The following is a 15368-nucleotide window of genomic DNA, read 5'->3' as shown; positions in this document are numbered from 1 at the left end:
CCTCGCCCACCGGGCGAGGCATTCAATTAACGGCTCTGCTTTCTCAACAAATAGATAAAGTACGGCGCGCCAATAAACGTCGATAGCAGCCCCGCTGGGATCTGGAACGGAAACAGCACCATCCGCCCACACCAGTCAGCGAATACCAGCAATAAACCTCCCACCAACGCCGAAATCACAATGTGCGGCATCGTCCGTCGAAAGCCCATCATCCGCGCGATATGCGGTGCCATCAGACCAACAAAACTCAACGGTCCAATAGTCATCGTCGCGGTCGCTGTCAGACAGGCCGCCAGCATCAGCAACGCAATTCGCGTCGGCGTCAGCGCCATTCCCACAGCTCGTGCGGTATCGCCACCCAGCGGCAAAATGGTCAGCCAGCGGCGGCACAGCGGGGTAATCGCCAGCAAAATCACCATCACAATTCCGGTGCGCCAGACCTGTGCATCGGTCGCGTTGTAGGTCGAACCGGAAATCCAGGTCAGCACTTGCGCCATTCGCGGGTCACCACTCGCCTGCAACATCATCAAAAGCATGGTGAACGCGGTGCTTAACGCCATCCCCGCAAGCAACATCCGGTGTGGGGAAAAACCTCCGCGACCGGCAGCGATCATAATGATTAACAAGGTCACCGCCGCGCCGAGACTTCCCGCAGGCAACAGCCAGCCAAAGGCGTTGCCCGGCACCAGAAACAGCATCAACACTACACCAAACGCCGCACCGGAACTAATCCCCAGCACTTCCGGGCTTGCCATCGGGTTTCCGGTCAGCCGCTGAATAATGCAGCCCGCCACCGCCAGCATTACGCCCGCAAACAGCGCCGCCATAATTCGCGGCCAACGCCAGGGCATTAAATCATCAAGCAGCGCCCCGCTCGCCCACGACCAGCCGTGCGCATCACGGCCAAACGACAACGCCATCACCACTGCAATCAACAGCAGCACGCCGCCAGCGAGGGCAAACGCCAGCACATGTTGGCGTTCAGTCGCGACACGATCGTTCACCTTCATATCCGGCGCGCTAATACTGCGTAAACGGGGCAGCAGCCACAGCAGCAGCGGTGCACCTATCAACGCAGTCACCGATCCGGTGGAAACTTCCATCCACACGCGAGTCAGCCAGAGGATGATTTGATCGGAAAGCCAGAGGATCAACGCACCAATCAGCGACGCCAGCAGCAGTCGTGGCAGCAAACGCCGCGCCCCCAGCATTTTTGCCAGCAGTGGCGCGAACAAGCCGATAAAGCCGATAATCCCTACCGCGTTCACCAGCAGAGCACTGATGACAATCGCCAGCGACAGCGCCGCCAGACGCGCGAGCGACAAGGCCAGCCCGAGATTGCGCGCCACGCCATCATCAAGCCCCATCAGGGTTAACGGACGCAATAGCAGTAACGTCAGCATCACGCCACCCAGCAGCTGCGGCCATAAACGCTCAACGCCGCCCCAGTCGGTTTGCGTCAGCGTTCCGGTGCTCCACAGGAACATGCTTTGCAACTGGTCGTGATGGAAGATAACCAGTAACTGGTTGATGGCTCCACAATAAAGGCTCACCACCAGCCCCGCGAGGATCAGCGTTACCGGCGAAAGCCGTTTCCCCCACGCGACGCCAAAGACAATTAAGCCAACGACACAAGCCCCTGCCAACGCGGCAAACTGGCTCGCCATCGCGCCGGGGATCGCCCAGAGCGTGGTGACGGTAATTCCCAGTTGCGCGCCCGTTGCGACGCCCAGCGTGGTCGGTTCTGCCAAAGGGTTACGCAACACTTGCTGAAACAGCACGCCCACCAGCCCCAGACCTGCGCCAACCAACAGCGAAATAGCCAGACGCGGCAGCAAGCTGTAGTGAAAAATCATCTGTTCAATGACATCGATATCCGGCGACCAGGCAGCCTGCGCCCACTGACTACGCGGCAGCGCCTGCGAGAAGTTCATCCAGGTCAACGCCGCAGCGGCAATCACCAACAGCACCAGCAATAACACCGGGAAAAGCGCAATACGTTTACTCACGCTTTACCTCCAATGGCGTTATCCAGAATCCGCACAAAGTGCATTGCTGAAAGCGTCGCACCATAGAACCAGACTGCGGGTACGCGCTGAAAGCGTCCGGCACGGACAAACGGCATGGCCTGCCACAGCGGCGTCGCTATTAACGCGTCCATCTCTTTGCTGTTATCGTGATCAAAACAGAGCACATCAACGTCTTTATACGCTGCCAGACGATCGATACTGACGGCGATACTGCCCCAGAAGTTGGTTTCACCCTGCCAGGCATTTGGGATGCCGTATTCATCGAGAATTTCCTGGAACAGGCTGTTTGGACCGAAGACCAGCATATGGCGCGGATCGATCAATGTTGTCAGCAATAATGGACGCGCTCCTCGCTTCACAAAGCGGGGTTTCATGCTGCGGATAAAGTCTTCATATTGCGCTAAATGCGTTTCTGCTGCATTTTGCAGGTTAAGTAAATCGGCCATTTCCGTCAGCGATTTACGCGCCATCGCCAGCGGCTGTTTGCCGTCGCTGAAGTTAAATCCGCGTCCCGGCGCAATACGAGCCAACATTTCTGGTGAAGGACCATATCCCGCCGACCAGACCATAAACGACGGTTTCATTTCGGTCAGCAGTTCGAGGTTAGGTTCTGTACGCAAACCAACGTCAATCACCGACTCCGGCAACGGCGGTTCGCTGACCCACAGACGATAATTGATGGTGTCCGCCACACCGTAAGGCACGATGCCGAGCGCCAGTAGTAACTCCACCGGCAACCACTCCAGTGCCACAATACGATTTGGATCAATAGCCGCCGCACGGGCGGTATTCATCTGCCATAACAACGGAGAAAGCGCCATCGCCGTTAACAGTCGGCGGCGCGAAATAAGAGGTAAGCCGCTCATTAATAAACAAAACTCACAGGTGCTGCACCCGCCGGATGCGGCAAAATACCCATCGGGATGCCATAAATCATTTCGAGGGTTTCGCCACGCATAATTTCCGCAGGCGTTCCCTGAGCAATCATTTCACCGCCGCGCAGGGCGACCAGATAATCACAGTAACGCGCTGCCATATTGATATCGTGCAGCACGGCAATGACCGTCAGACCACGTTCCTGACTTAAACGATGCACCAGCGCCAGTACGTCAACCTGGTGCGCGATATCCAGCGCCGAGGTCGGTTCGTCCAGCAACAGACAGCGGCTATCCTGCGCCACCAGCATGGCGATCCACGCCCGCTGACGTTCGCCGCCAGAGAGACTATCGACCAGACGATGCGCCAGCGGTTTTAAACCAACCAGCGAGATAGCTTCCTCGACCTTTTCGCGATCTGCCGCACCAAAGCGCCCCAGCGCGCCATGCCACGGGTAACGACCAATCGCCACCAGTTCACGCACGGTCATCCCTTCTGCCGGAGGAAGCTGCTGCGGCAAATAAGCCACTTTGCGGGCGAAGGCTTTGCTGCTCCAGCTTTCCAGCGGCTGGGCATCAAGAAGAATCTCACCTTCCGACGGTGGCTGATGACGGCCAAGCATTTTGAGCAGAGTGGATTTACCAGAACCGTTGTGACCAATCAGACCGGTCACTTTCCCGGCAGGAAAGGTTAACGACAGAGGATGCAAAAGCGTGCGCCCGGGCACACGAAAGGAGATATTACGCAGTGCAAAAGTGGTATCGGAATGATTCGTGTATTCCTGCATAACAGCCAACTTGTGAAACGGGCACGGAAATCCGTGCCCCAAAAGAGAAATTAGAAACGGAAGGTTGCGGTTGCAACGACCTGACGTTCTGCGCCCCAGAAGCAGCCATAGGTATTAAAGCAGCTGGCGACATATTCACGATCGAACAGGTTGTTAACATGCAGCGCCACGTTGGAGCCAGCCATACCGACTCGCGCCAGATCATAACGCACTAACGCATCCACGACCGTATAACTTCCCACTTTAAAGGAGTTAGCCGGATCACCATAGCTGGAGCCAGTATAACGACCACCGGTGCCCAGCGTCAGACCTGAAAGTGGGCCGTCAAAGAAGGTGTAGTCAGCCCACAGAGAAGCCATGTGTTTTGGCACTTGCGCTGGCGTATTGCCTTTGTAGGTAGTATCGGTGGTGTATTCCGCATCGGTGTAGGTATAAGAACCCACCACGTTAACACTCGCCGACAATGCCGCTTTTGCTTCGATTTCTACGCCACGTGCGCGGATCTCGCCACCTTCAACCGAGAAGAAGGAACCCTCAGGGTCCGCCATCAGGTTATTGGTTTTGGTGAGATTATACAGTGCCCCCGTCACCACAATTGGGCGATCGTCCGGTACATATTTCACGCCGACTTCGTACTGCTTACCTTTAGACGGTGCGAAAATATTACCATCCTTTCCGACCTGGGAAGAAGGTTCAAACGATTCGCTATAGCTGAAGTAAGGTGTTACACCATTATCAAACAGGTAGTTAACACCACCACGCCAGGTAAACTGTTTGTCATCACGTTTATCGGTCGTCCCGGCAACGCGGTTAAGAGACTCTTGATCCGCCCAGTCATAACGACCGCCCAGGGTGACCAGCACTTTATCCCACTGCGCCTGATCCTGAACATAAACACCCGTTTGTTTCTGCTTATTCAGAATGCGGTAAGGGCCGGAGTTTGCCGGATCTTTCGCATTGAAGTCGAAATCGGTATTCACTGGATTGTACAGATCGAGCAGCGGTACGGAGTCGTCGTAACCAAACCAGGCGTTGATGTCATTACGCATACGCATGAAATCAACACCGGTCAGCAGGGTGTGGTCGATATCGCCAGTGGCAAACTTGCTCTGCAACTGGGTATCAACAGAGAAGTTTTGCAGTTTCTCATCATCAACGACGTATTTACGTGCCAGATAATGGCCTTTGTCCGCAGGCGCTAATGCCGCACATTGTTGGCTGTAAGCATTCGCCGGATCGGAGCAGACACCGTAACCATAAACGCTGTTTTGCGAGGTTTTGTTTTCCGCAAAGCGCAGGTTCTGACGCACGGTAAAGGTATCGTTAAATTCGTGGTCGAAGCTGTACCCTACCATCTTCTCATTACGAGAATAGGTGTTGTTTTTCGCGCCTTCGTTAAAGTCCGTCGGCAGACGCTTACCGTTCGGCAGCGGCTCAACGGTTCCCTCTTTTGGCAACCAGCCGTAATAACCGGTTTCCGGCTCGTTCTGGAAGTAAGAAAGGAAGGTGAAATTGGTTTTATCGTCCGGACGCCAGGTGAACGCCGGTGCAATAGCATAACGCTGCTCTTCTGACCCTTTCTGCTGAGCATTGGCAGAACGCGCAAGACCGGTCAGGCGATAAGAGTAAACGCCGTCATCATCCAGCGCATCACTAAAGTCAAAACCGGTCTGGAACAGGCTGTCAGTACCGGCTTTAAACTGAACTTCTTTCAGAGGTTCGGTAGTCGGGCGTTTGCTGACCATGTTCAACAGGCCGCCAGGGCTGCTTTTACCGTAAAGCACGGAAACCGGGCCACGCATAATTTCAGCACGTTCCAGCATATACGGGTCAATGACCGCATCGTTATAGAAGTTACCCTGCAACTTCAGACCGTTCAGATAGTTATTCTGGCTTTGGCCTTCTGCGGCAAAACCGCGAATGATCAGGTGGTCATAGGTGTTGGATGCGCCACGCGTACCAACAGAGACACCCGGCGTGTAGCTAAGTGCCTCTTTGACTGACTTAGGCTGATGCAGCGCCATCTCTTCGGCAGTTACAACAGAAATAGACTGTGGCACTTTTTGAATCGGCGTATCTGTTTTGGTGCCGGTAGCGGATTGTCGCGCTGCTATGGTAGCCGCCGGCCCCCACGCGCTTTCTTGCGGTGCAGGTGCTGCGGTAACGGTGATAGTGTCTTCTTTCGGTTCAACCGCTGCCTGTGCATAAACAGACATGCCGCTAACCGCTGTGGCTACTACAACTGCGATTTTACGCAGCGAGTGTTTTGGCTGAGCAGTTTTGTAACGCGCCATTGGTATATCTCTGATGTAAAGTGAATGATAACGTAAACGAGAATGATTATTATAAAGATAAGATAATATTCGAAAGGCTGACGGGTTCGCAAGCGGTACGCAATATGCGCGCCCCTGAAGGGTCAATAAACAATCAGATGAAAAGAAAGGGTTAATTGTTTAGGCGGGATGTTACTGAACTTGACTTATCTACGCCCTGTGTTCATTCACTCCACAAGGCGTAGTGATTTATTCCCCAGTCTACACAAGCAGCGTCAGGATAGCGCTTTCAGAAGAAGCTGCGCGCGGTGCTCATCGCTCACGGCCTCCCAGGCTTCCGCGAGCTGAACGTGCGCTTGTTTACTGATATCTATAGAAACCGCCAGTCCTTCATCAACTTCCGGCGCCTGAGTGTTGTTCTCACTCTGTTCAATGGCACGGAAAATTGCTTCATTCATGGTGGCGGTATCGAGCGAACCCAGACGGCTTTTTAGTGCCTGAGCCGTAGAGGCAGAAACCCACATGCGGACGATCTCTTCATTCACCGGTTCACTCTGCACGCGAAAATAGCAAAGATTCTCGTCTGACGGCAGCGGCACGTCAAAATATGGCTGGATCTTGATACCCGCACTCGTCGTCACAGAATAGCGTTTCTGCTTTGTATCCCGGTCATATATCCATAAACTTTTGCTGGCCTTACGTGCCCCTTTAGCTGGAGTAACATTCCATACTGCTGTGTACTGCTCCGGATTTGGTGGGATCATCCGCTCTTCAAAATAGAGGAATTCCGTCAGACTATCCTCCCATAGCAGCCAGCCTGTACGCATATCAGGGGTCTTATGAGGTGCGGCATCTCTTACCGTTTGCGTTCGACGTTCAATAAGCTCTGCGTATTGCTGGAAGACGTCATGCATCACATCGTTAGCATCACGAGTGGTATCATCAATACGGATCGAACGCGTTGCAGCTGGGTGCATAAGCGTAGTACCGCAGACTGACTTGATCGGTCTGTCCCGCAGGCCTGCTATGCGCAAGAGTTTCATCTCCAGCCCCAATCCCTGATAATTGACATCAATATGTAAATTGCTCCAGCCACCATCGGGAATATTTTTTGCCAGGCAGTAAACGCGGCTCCAGTCGCCTTCCTCCAGCTTTCTGCCCATCATGGCGGCAACCTGAGTTGCCAACCACCGTTTAGCAAATACCTTTTCAGTATCAGTAAATGCTTGTAAGTATGCCATTACAACGGGTCCTTATTACCTTCCAAAAGAGCAATTGCCTGAGACCTGAAGGTCGCGAAGTCCAACATTTTCCCATGCAGTAAAAGACTTTCAGCCAGATATTCGCTGTAGAGAGTGCGATAGTCGATATCAGCCTCACGTTTAACGTGCAGATAAGGAAGTACGGGGATCGTACCATTTCGCTGGCTCAGAAATTCCTTAACTGAAATAGTTTTCGCCTCCGCCGTTGACACTGCCCGCTTGTTGCCATTTTCAACTTTACGACAATGCAGCATGAGATCAGCACCTGCGGTGTTATCGCTAACAAATTGCTTAAACGTACCGTGCTGCTTGTCGAAAATATCGATCCTTTCAATGGTAAAACCAGCATCCAGCACGGCATTACGCAGACGATTCCAGATATCTTCCGAAGAGTTCATAAATACCAACACCATCCAGTGTCCAGGTCTTAGCACACGATAACTTTCAGCCAGACTCTGCGTCATTAATTCCTGATATCTGTTGGCATCCTTTTTTTGTACGCGATTAACTATGGCTTCATCCGTGGCATCCGTATAGGACATTAACCAGGACTCCCACAACATATTCATTTCGCTATAGTTAATGTTGGCTCCAAACGGCGGATCGGTGAAAATTAAATCAACACTATTATCCGGCAGAAACGAAAGATCGGTCGCAGAACCCGTTTTAACCTGACAACGACCAACGTAGGCTTTAGCCGTGGTTTCAAGGTGATCAATAATTGATCTGGCCTTGCGTTCGAAGGTCAAAAAGATATTCGCTTCATTAAAAATATACGGGACATTAAAATTTGCCGTATTACCGCTGCCGCCCCAAAAACGGTACTCAGAAAGCCGGGTCACTCGCTGATAGAGCGAAGTGAAAACAAAGCCGAGAAATGCGGCAATATTGGTATCTTCAACGCGATGAATCGCTTTCCACAACTGGCTCATCGCCGCCAGATTTCTGGCAGTATAAAAATGTTTTATGTTAGTCAGACCATGACGCTTGGGCTGTGCCAGATTCACCCCATCTGGCAGCTCGAAATCCGGGATGAACTCCTCAGCAAGATATTTGCCTGCGTCAATTGCGGCAATGAGCTTAAGATCGGCCTCCACAGGCGGCACCTCAGACTGAACTTTACCGCAGCATTTGTACCCCACAAGAACCGGCACAGGCGTCGTTCGGGCAAGGCGCGATTTTTTGACCTGATGATGGCAATGAGGGCACGGGAACTCGCGCAAAAATTTATGTTCACGCACAGTGTTACCGTAGCTACGGCATTCGTCCCAAAGCACAAACTCCTTACTACACTCGCTGCAAATGACTTTGTATGACCAGACAGTAAAGAGCAACTCCGCCTCTTTTCCACAGGTACGGCATTGCGTTGTGTAAAGGGTTTTGCGCAGATCCGCCAGACTCTCAGTAACTACTTTTACCGCCGCCGCGAGCGCAGCGGGATCGCATTGCGATGTAAATCGATTAGCGATAAAACTGGCTGCAGGTGACAGTTCATTGAGAATGACATCATGGCCGGTCGTCAGCGCCGCAACCCCTGTCATACCGCTTCCCGCAAAGGGATCAAGCACCAGTCCGCCTTCGGGCAAATATTTTTGCAGCACCTGGGCAATCCCTTGAGGCGGAACTTTGGTGTGATATGTATGCGCGTCATAAGTATACGTATTCTTTCCTGCTGAAACGCCCTCCGCTACAGCCTCTTTCACGGTCTGCGCGGCTTCAGGATGCGATGAAAGAATTTCAGCCAACTGGTATTCACCATTGCCCCAAAGTTCTCCTTTTTTAAGTCGGGAGAGCAGAGCCGGGCCCGGCTCATCGCGCAGCACAATCGTGCCTTCATATTTGTCGGCTGTGGTTTTTTTACGTATCCCACGAGAGGCGAATGTTCGTGTCGTATTCAGATTTGCAAGATCGATCGCCAGACCCGCATTGAGCTTCGCAAGTAGCTCATGCAATTCTTTTATCGTATCGGCACTGGGTTCAATATCTCCGCGAATCCAGCGAGTAACTGCAATGTAAGAAGTGCCGAGATACTGCGCCACGCCTTTCGGATCCAGGCCACTTAATGCCATAATTTCCTGCAATAATGCCTGATAGTGATTCTCAGGATGTGATACTTGCTGACCAGAGCGCATCATCTTTTGCCCCCCTCATTAATACCAATAACAACGTTGAGAGATACCTCATTAGCGTGCACTGCTATAGTCATTCACTATTTACCTTTTTGATTCGCTTTCTCATTAAGTCCGGCAAAGGCTGTGTCGATACGCTTTCATCGACCATTCTGAGAGGATGTCTTTTGGCATCAAAGGAAGAATGCTTCACGCAAAAAATATTTAAATTCATTGCGTTGAATATTAAACAGGTCAATTTCTTCTGATATTTGCATCCCACTAAATTTAGCAGGTTCCCTGTATCAACAGAGAACCTGCCATTAGTATCAACGCATTACTGCCTGAGAACGTTAATTACTGCCAAACATATCCTTGATCCAGCCTGCTACGCCGTCGCTGTCTTTCTGCTCCTGTTGCGCAGGCTGCTGCGGCTGAGAAGACTGATCAAACGGATTGCCCGACGGCTGCTGTTGAATCTCGCTTTGCTGGCACAACGAATCTGGATCGCTGGTCCATACTGGCAAAGTTCTCATACCACCGCTGCAAACAAAGTTACCGTCGTAGTCTACGCCCATATCCACAATATCCTCCGGCGGTACAAGATTCAGCGGCGTTGGCGTCTGGTTAGCCAGATAACGCTGGTAAATCGACATTGCCCCGCTGGCACCATACAGCTTAGTTGGCTGGTTGTTATCGCGGCCTACCCAGGTGATGGTCACCGTGCTGCCGTCAATGCCCGCAAACCAAGTATCAACGTTGTTATTGGTAGTCCCTGTTTTCCCTGCCAGATGCAGATTTGGATATTTAGCCCCAAGCTGACGACCCGTACCACGCTGCACAACCTGTTGCATGGTCCATAGTGTCAGATACGCCGCCTGCGCCGGAACAGCGCGTTCCGCCTGCGGGAAGCTCTGATAGAGCACTTTACCATCTTCAGCAATCACTGAACGCAGTGCAGAAAGCGGTGCGCGGTTACCGCCGCTGGCGATAGTCTGGAATGCCTGTGCCACTTCGATTGGCGTCAGGTTCAACGCCCCCAGCAGCATCGCCGGAACCGGATTCAGCTGATCTTTCGGCACGCCCAGCTTAATCCAGGTGTCCGTAACCGCAGGCAGCCCCAGCGCCATCCCCAGATTTACCGTTGGCACGTTCATCGAACGCGTCAGCGCATCCACCAGCATCACTCTACCGCTTTCGCTATAACGACGATCATCGTTCTGCGGTGACCAGACCTGACCGTTCGGCTGACGCAGCGCGATGGGCGCATCGGCAATCCACGTATTCAGGCGATAGATTTTCGGCTGGCTTAAGGCCGTCAGATAAGTCGCCGGTTTTGCCAGTGAACCAATCGAACGACGCGCCTGCATCGCACGGTTATAGCCCGCAAATTGCGGTTCCGAACCACCGACCATCGCACGAACTTCACCGCTAAAGCGGTCGACAACCACAATCGCCGTTTCCAGATCGCTCAACTTACGCTGTTTCTTCAGTGCCGGAATGCCTTCCACGGCGGCTTTTTCTGCCGCGTCCTGAGCTACCGAGTCAAAGGTAGTGAAGATCTTCACGCCGGAGAGATCTTTCACTTTATCGCCCAGTTTCGCCTGTAGCTCCTGACGTACCAGTTGCATAAAAGCAGGCTGTGGAGAGATTACCCCACCGCGCGGCTGTACACCCAACGGACGCGCGCTCAACATGTCGTAGAGTTCTTGATCAATAATCTGCTGTTGTTGCAGCAATCGTAGCACCAGATTACGCCGCTCCAGTGCCAGTTTCGGGTTACGCCACGGGTTGTAAATTGACGCACCTTTCACCATACCAACTAGCAGCGCCTGCTGATCAAGGCTCAACTCTTCCACCGGACGCCCAAAGTAATACAGGCTCGCCAGCGGGAAACCACGGATTTCGTTGTCACCGCTCTGACCGAGATACACCTCGTTCATATACAGCTCAAGAATACGATCTTTGCTGTAACGCGCATCCATGATCAGCGCCATGTAAGCTTCGTTCGCTTTACGCCAGTAAGAACGCTCACTGGAAAGGAACAAGTTTTTCACCAACTGTTGCGTCAGCGTACTCGCCCCCTGCACCGTGCGTCCGGCAGTCAGGTTCGCCAGAACCGCACGTCCGATGGAGTAGAGGCTGATACCGTCATGCTCGTAGAAATGCCGGTCTTCCGTCGCCAGCAAGGTATCCACCAGCAGATCCGGGAAGCCACTGCGCGGCACAAACAGACGTTGCTCGCCGTTTGGCGAAGAGATCATCGTTATCAGTCGCGGATCAAGGCGGAAGAAACCGAACTGACGGTTGTTATCCATATTGACGATGGTCGCCAGATGATCGCCATCAAAGGTCAGACGCGCACGCACCTGCCCTTCTTTACTATCCGGGAAATCAAACGGACGGCGGATCATCTCAATGCTGTTAGCCTGCACGGTAAATTCGCCAGGACGGGTCATCTTCGACACCTGACGATACTGGGTTGCCTCCAGCAGTTTCACCATCTCGTTCTTGCTGATGGTCATGTCTGGCTCAAGGTTTACCATCCGACCATAAACTGCCGCTGGCAATTGCCAGACCTTGCCATCAATACGGCTGCGAATTTTTTGATCGAGATAAACCCCATAAACGGCGATTAACACCGCAAATACGATGCCCAGTTTCAGTAGCAGCCAGAGCCAGCCGCGTTTACCACGAGGCTTACGCCCTTTGCCTTTACCTTTGCGCGGCATCGGTTCTTCATCCTCATAGTCATCATAATCATCGTCATCTTCATAACGACGACGGCTTACCTTTTGTTTGACCGGACGCGTCGGTTTCCCTTTGCGTCCAATTGGCTCGCGGTCATTCCCGGCCATACTTTTTCTCCGCAATATTCAGGCGCAAAAGCCCGATTTTCTGTTCTTCCGTTGCAAGACAGAAGAAGATATCTCTCAAATTTTGTGCTCGATCGGTTCCCTCTCCCTTAAGGGAGAGGGAGAAAACCAACCTCACGAATACTTTTTCGTCCGGCGCGTCGGCGCGGTGTTGGCGGGGTCGTCCGGCCAGACATGTTTGGGATAACGCCCCTTCATCTCTTTTTGCACTTCGCGATACGCGCCTTGCCAGAAGGCGCTTAAATCACGCGTGATTTGCAGCGGCCTTTGGGCGGGTGAAAGCAGCTCCAGCACCAACGGCACGCGCCCCTGGGCAATCGTCGGATTGGTGGCTTCGCCAAACATCTCCTGCATTCTCACCGCCAGCACAGGGGGGTTATCTTCATGATAACGAATGGCGATCCGGCTTCCCGTCGGCACAGTGTAATGCGCAGGAAGTTCACTATCCAGCCGTTGCTGCATTCCCCAATCAAGTAATCCGCGCAGCGCCTGATAAATATCGAGTGATTTCAGACCTCGCAGTGAATGCACTCCGGTCATATGTGGCAGCAGCCACGTTTCCAGCGTCGCCAGCAAATTTGCCTCATCAACCGCTGGCCAGTCATATTCCGGTAGCCACTTCGCAGCACACAGCAAACGCAAACGTAGCTGTTCCGCTTCCGGCGTCCAGTTAAGTACGCTTAGACCTTTATCGCGAATACCGTTGAGCATTGCATGATGTAATTCATCTTCCGACGGTTTCGCCAGCGGCTGTACTTTTACTGTGAGCTGACCAATCTGCAGCCGACGCCAGGCTTTCAACGTACCTTGAACATCGTCCCATTCAACGGTGTCAGATTGATATAGCAGCTGCGGGCAGCGTTGTACTAACTCATCAATATCGACCGGTAGCGCCAGTAAAATTCGCGCATCCGGCGAGGAGCTGCCCTGCAATAATAACGGCGCTACCAGCCATTCATGGCGGCTTAAGGCATCATCGGTGTCCAGCATCGCTCCCATGCCGTTCGCCAGTTGATAGCGCCCCTCTTGCCCACGGCGGCGAGCAATACGATCGGCAAACGCCCTGGCGAGAAGCGGCGCGATAAGCGAACTGTCTGCCTCGCCACCACGCACATTTAAGCGTTTTAACAGTTGCTGACTGCGTTGCTGCCAGGCCGGTTGATTGCGCGAAAACACCACACCCAGATCGCTATTCCCCATCCGTGGCGGCTCTTCGAGAATGGCGGCAATTTTTGCGGCGGTAGCGGCTTCGTCGTCGCTATTCGCACTCACCAGCATTGCCGCTAAACGCGGGTCGTTACCCAGCGTCGCCATGTTCTGCCCTTTCGAGCTTAGCCGATCACCGTCCAGCGCCCCCAGCATTTGTAACAGACGTTTCGCCGCCTGTAGATTCACCGCTGGCGGTTGATCCAGCCAGCTCATCTGAGCTGGATCGCTGCATCCCCATTGCAATAACTCCATCAGCAAACCGGAGAGATCGCTTTGTAAAATCTCCGGTTCACTTTGCGCGGCAGCGCGTTCTGCTTGCTCTTTGGCGATTAAATGCAGACAGATCCCCGGCTCCAGACGCCCGGCACGCCCGGCGCGTTGCGTCATTGATGCCTGACTAACGCGTTGAGTAATCAGTCGCGTAAGCCCCGTGCGCGGATCAAAGCGCGCTACACGCTCCTGGGCGCTGTCTACCACCAGGCGAATACCTTCAATAGTTAAACTGGTTTCAGCAATATTGGTCGCCAGCACCACTTTGCGCATTCCTTGTGGTGCGGGGAGGATCGCTTTTCGCTGATCGTTCAGCGACAACGTACCATACAGCGGGCAGAGCAGCACATCACTGCCGATGCGCGAAGCCAGTTGTTCCTGAACGCGCTGAATTTCTCCGACGCCGGGTAAAAATAGCAGTAATGATCCGCTTTCCTGACGCAGCAATTCAGCGGTAGCAACCGCAACGGCCTCGTCAAAGCGTTGATGAGCAGGCAGCGGCAAATAGCGGCGTTCAACCGGATAAGAACGTCCTTCAGAAACAACAACCGGCGCTTCTGGCAGCATCTGCTGTAAGCGGTCATTATCCAGCGTAGCCGACATAATCAGCAGCTTTAATTCATCGCGCAGCCCTTGTTGCACGTCCAGCAATAGCGCCAACGCCAGATCAGCCTGCAAGCTACGTTCATGAAATTCATCGAGGATCACCATACCGACGCCGCTCAGTTCTGGGTCGCGTTGGATCATGCGCGTCAGTACACCTTCAGTAACGACTTCCAGTCGGGTATTCGGCCCCACGCAATTTTGCGCACGCATCCGGTAGCCAACCGTGTCACCAGGCTTTTCGTTAAGCAGCTCCGCCAGTCGTTGCGCAACGTTACGTGCCGCCAGACGCCGTGGCTCCAGCAGGATAATTTTTCCGTTAATGCCTGGATGCGCCAGCAGTTGTAGCGGCAGCCAGGTTGATTTCCCGGCCCCGGTCGGCGCGCTTAATAACACCTGCGGTGCGGTATCGAGAGCAGCAAGTAATTCAGGTAAGACGGCAGCAACGGGCAACGACGACACAAAACGCTCCTGAGGGTTAACATTCTTCGCGCCACATTGTAGCATCGCGGTAATTCATAACCGAGTGCCTCACATGTCTGAACCGCAACGGCTGTTCTTTGCCATCGACTTACCCGCAGAAATTCGCGAACAGATTATCCACTGGCGCGCCGCACAATTCCCGCCAGAAGCGGGACGTCCGGTTGCTGCCGAAAATTTGCATCTGACGCTGGCGTTTTTAGGCGAAGTGAGCGCAGAGAAAGAGAAGGCGCTTTCTCTTTTAGCCGGACGGATTCGTCAACCGGGCTTCACTCTGACGCTTGATGACGCCGGTCAGTGGCTGCGTTCGCGCGTGGTGTGGTTAGGGATGCGCCAGCCACCGCGCGGCTTAATCCAGTTAGCAAATATGCTCCGTTCGCAGGCCGCTCGCAGTGGTTGTTTTCAAAGCAATCGACCGTTTCATCCGCATATCACCTTATTGCGCGACGCCAGCGAGGCGGTGACAATCCCGCCGCCTGGTTTTAACTGGTCATATGCGGTGACAGAGTTTACCCTCTACGCCTCCTCGTTTGCCCGTGGGCGCACACGCTACACGCCGCTAAAACGCTGGACACTGACGCAATAACAAGGGTT

The 15368-nt window shown here is 53.3% G+C and carries 9 protein-coding genes; 1 reads left to right on the top strand and 8 read right to left on the bottom strand.

Annotated features, from left to right (window positions below; all coding sequences use genetic code 11):
• Positions 1-26: 26 nt before the first annotated feature.
• From fhuB to hrpB, 8 genes are all read right to left on the bottom strand, one after another.
• Positions 27-2009, bottom strand: coding sequence for a Fe(3+)-hydroxamate ABC transporter permease FhuB (gene fhuB / locus WES_RS17075; protein WP_016235149.1), 1983 nt, complete (start codon positions 2007-2009; stop codon positions 27-29).
• Positions 2006-2896, bottom strand: coding sequence for a Fe(3+)-hydroxamate ABC transporter substrate-binding protein FhuD (fhuD, locus tag WES_RS17080; RefSeq protein WP_016159362.1), 891 nt, complete (start codon positions 2894-2896; stop codon positions 2006-2008). The genes fhuB and fhuD overlap by 4 nt, the downstream gene beginning before the upstream one ends.
• Positions 2896-3693, bottom strand: a complete 798-nt coding sequence (gene fhuC / locus WES_RS17085; RefSeq protein WP_001158929.1) for a Fe3+-hydroxamate ABC transporter ATP-binding protein FhuC — start codon at positions 3691-3693, stop codon at positions 2896-2898. The genes fhuD and fhuC overlap by 1 nt, the downstream gene beginning before the upstream one ends.
• Positions 3694-3743: 50 nt before the next feature.
• On the bottom strand, positions 3744-5987 hold the full coding sequence (gene fhuA, locus WES_RS17090) for a ferrichrome porin FhuA (protein ID WP_016159363.1): 2244 nt from the start codon (positions 5985-5987) through the stop codon (positions 3744-3746).
• 254 nt (positions 5988-6241) lie between these two features.
• Positions 6242-7207, bottom strand: coding sequence for a hypothetical protein (locus WES_RS17095; protein ID WP_000323818.1), 966 nt, complete (start codon positions 7205-7207; stop codon positions 6242-6244).
• On the bottom strand, positions 7207-9297 hold the full coding sequence (locus tag WES_RS17100) for a DNA methyltransferase (RefSeq protein WP_262353843.1): 2091 nt from the start codon (positions 9295-9297) through the stop codon (positions 7207-7209). Before WES_RS17100 ends, WES_RS17095 begins: the two co-directional genes overlap by 1 nt.
• Before the next feature lie 392 nt (positions 9298-9689).
• A complete protein-coding gene (gene mrcB / locus WES_RS17105) occupies positions 9690-12194 on the bottom strand; it encodes a bifunctional glycosyl transferase/transpeptidase (RefSeq protein ID WP_000918199.1) in 2505 nt (834 codons plus the stop codon).
• A 132-nt stretch (positions 12195-12326) separates the two neighbouring features.
• Positions 12327-14756, bottom strand: a complete 2430-nt coding sequence (gene hrpB, locus WES_RS17110; protein WP_016159365.1) for an ATP-dependent helicase HrpB — start codon at positions 14754-14756, stop codon at positions 12327-12329.
• 73 nt (positions 14757-14829) lie between these two features.
• Here hrpB and thpR point away from each other — a divergent pair, with 73 nt between their 5' ends.
• A complete protein-coding gene (thpR, locus tag WES_RS17115; protein WP_001294671.1) occupies positions 14830-15360 on the top strand; it encodes an RNA 2',3'-cyclic phosphodiesterase in 531 nt (176 codons plus the stop codon).
• The last annotated feature ends 8 nt before the right edge of the window (positions 15361-15368 follow it).

The organism is Escherichia sp. KTE31 (assembly GCF_000407925.1).
GTDB lineage: Bacteria > Pseudomonadota > Gammaproteobacteria > Enterobacterales > Enterobacteriaceae > Escherichia > Escherichia ruysiae.
Note: the sequence above shows the minus strand (reverse complement) of the source record. Positions and strands in the feature narration are given on the sequence as shown.

Coding starts and splice junctions, on each gene's coding strand:
- fhuD (WP_016159362.1), bottom strand. CDS start 2,896: ATGAGCGGCTTACCTCTTATTTCGCGCCGCCGACTGTTAACGGCGATG.
- fhuC (WP_001158929.1), bottom strand. CDS start 3,693: ATGCAGGAATACACGAATCATTCCGATACCACTTTTGCACTGCGTAAT.
- fhuA (WP_016159363.1), bottom strand. CDS start 5,987: ATGGCGCGTTACAAAACTGCTCAGCCAAAACACTCGCTGCGTAAAATC.
- WES_RS17095 (WP_000323818.1), bottom strand. CDS start 7,207: ATGGCATACTTACAAGCATTTACTGATACTGAAAAGGTATTTGCTAAA.
- WES_RS17100 (WP_262353843.1), bottom strand. CDS start 9,297: ATGGCATTAAGTGGCCTGGATCCGAAAGGCGTGGCGCAGTATCTCGGC.
- mrcB (WP_000918199.1), bottom strand. CDS start 12,194: ATGGCCGGGAATGACCGCGAGCCAATTGGACGCAAAGGGAAACCGACG.
- thpR (WP_001294671.1), top strand. CDS start 14,830: ATGTCTGAACCGCAACGGCTGTTCTTTGCCATCGACTTACCCGCAGAA.